General features: G+C 69.7%; 3 protein-coding genes. All 3 read right to left on the bottom strand.

Annotated features, from left to right (window positions below; genetic code table 11):
- Positions 1–52 precede the first annotated feature (52 nt).
- The gene (gene rplT, locus H5J29_RS31480) at positions 53–433 is read right to left on the bottom strand and encodes a 50S ribosomal protein L20 (protein ID WP_181784569.1); all 381 of its coding nucleotides are present in this window, start codon (positions 431–433) and stop codon (positions 53–55) included.
- A gap of 65 nt (positions 434–498) precedes the next feature.
- Positions 499–693, bottom strand: a complete 195-nt coding sequence (gene rpmI / locus H5J29_RS31475; protein WP_181784568.1) for a 50S ribosomal protein L35 — start codon at positions 691–693, stop codon at positions 499–501.
- An 83-nt stretch (positions 694–776) separates the two neighbouring features.
- Entirely contained in the window at positions 777–1388 is a 612-nt protein-coding gene (gene infC, locus H5J29_RS31470) for a translation initiation factor IF-3 (RefSeq protein WP_181784567.1), read from the bottom strand.
- Between the last annotated feature and the right edge of the window lie 357 nt (positions 1389–1745).

The raw sequence follows: 1745 nt of genomic DNA, 5'->3' as shown, positions 1-1745 counted from the left end.
CAGCAGCTTGCGGGCTGCCGCGACGCGCGGGGTCCGTTCGGTGAGCAACCGCTCAGGCGGCGTTCTCGGAGCTCTGGGCCGGGACGTTCGCCTTGGCCAGCTCGACGAGCGCGGTGAACGCGGCCGGGTCGCTGATCGCGATCTCCGACAGGTTCTTGCGGTCGACCTCGACGCCCGCGGCCTTGAGGCCCTGGACGAAGCGGTTGTAGGTCATGCCGTTCGCCCGGGCCGCGGCGTTGATCCGGGTGATCCACAGCTGGCGGAAGTCACCCTTCTTGGCGCGACGGTCCCGGTAGGCATAGGTCATCGAGTGGAGCTGCTGCTCCTTGGCCTTGCGGTACAGCCGCGACCGCTGGCCACGGTAACCGGCCGACGCCTCGAGAACCGTGCGGCGCTTCTTCTGGGCGTTCACCGCGCGCTTCACGCGTGCCATGGGTCTGTCCTGTCTCTCGGGGTGACCGGTCTGGGAGCGACCGGTCGGGGTTCAGCGGGCGGTACTCAGCGACCGAGGAGCTTCTTGACGCGCTTGACGTCGGCCTTGTTCACCTCGACGACGCGCGACAGGTCGCGGGTCTCCTTGCTCGACTTGACCTCGAGCCGGTGGCGAAGACCGGCCTGCTGGCGCAGGAGCTTGCCGGTGCCGGTCACCTTGACCCGCTTGGCCGTTCCCTTGTGCGTCTTGTTCTTGGGCATGGCTGATCCACTTCTGTCTTCCCGCGGTCCGGGGACCGCGGGAGGGCGGGGTACTGCTCAGGCTTGCTCGGGCCCGGTCGACCTCAGGCCGTGGGCTCGACGGTGGCCTCGGCGGCCAGGTCCGCTGCCTCCGCGGCCTGCGCGGCCGGGCGCTTGACCGGCTTCTTGGTCGGCGCGATCACCATGGTCATGTTGCGACCGTCCTGCTTCGGGGCGGCCTCCACGACACCGAGCTCCTGCACGTCCTCGGCGAGGCGCTGCAGCAGCCGGTAGCCCAGCTCGGGCCTGCTCTGCTCGCGACCGCGGAACATGATCGTGACCTTGACCTTGTTCCCACCCTCGAGGAAGCGCACGACGTTGCGCTTCTTGGTCTCGTAGTCGTGGGTGTCGATCTTCGGCCGGAGCTTCTGCTCCTTGATCGTGGTGAGCTGCTGGTTCCGCCGGGACTCCCGGGCCTTCTGCGCGCTCTCGTACTTGAACTTGCCGTAGTCCATGAGCTTGCAGACGGGCGGACGGGCCTGTGCCGCGACCTCGACGAGGTCCAGCTCGGCCTCCTGGGCCAGCCGGAGGGCGTCCTCGATACGCACGATGCCGACCTGTTCCCCGTTCGGCCCGACGAGCCGGACCTCGGGAACACGGATGCGGTCGTTGATGCGGGTTTCTGTGGTGATGGGGTCTCCTCGGTGTGCCGTCATGTCACGCGACGACAAGCAAAGACCCGTCGATCCACGCGGGCCCGCGCCATGCGCGGAACCGCTGACCGGGACCCGGACACCTGTAGAGCAGTGAGCGGGTGGGAGCGGGGCTCCACTTGATCGCCCTGACGCGCGGAACCAACGCGCGCCGGGGTGGTCGCATTCCCGAGGGTACACGGCCGGGCCCGCCCGCCCCAGCGGGGCCTCGGGGTCCGCTCAGATCTGCTCGGCCGTCCGGCCCGAACGGGCCGCACCCAGCGCCCGCACGGCGTGCGCGACGAGGTCGGTGTCGGACAGGGTCGCACCCCGGCGGCACGCCTAGTCGACGACGGCGGCCCCGACCGCCACCTGCATCCG

The organism is Pseudonocardia pini (assembly GCF_013870575.1).
GTDB classification, from domain to species: Bacteria; Actinomycetota; Actinomycetes; order Mycobacteriales; family Pseudonocardiaceae; genus Pseudonocardia; species Pseudonocardia pini.
The sequence above is the reverse complement of the archived record's forward strand: the minus strand, read 5'-3'. Positions and strand labels throughout refer to the sequence as shown.

Excerpts from the sequence above, each read along its gene's own strand:
- rpmI (WP_181784568.1), bottom strand. The coding sequence starts at position 693 with ATGCCCAAGAACAAGACGCACAAGGGAACGGCCAAGCGGGTCAAGGTG.
- infC (WP_181784567.1), bottom strand. The coding sequence starts at position 1,388 with ATGACGGCACACCGAGGAGACCCCATCACCACAGAAACCCGCATCAAC.
- rplT (WP_181784569.1), bottom strand. The coding sequence starts at position 433 with ATGGCACGCGTGAAGCGCGCGGTGAACGCCCAGAAGAAGCGCCGCACG.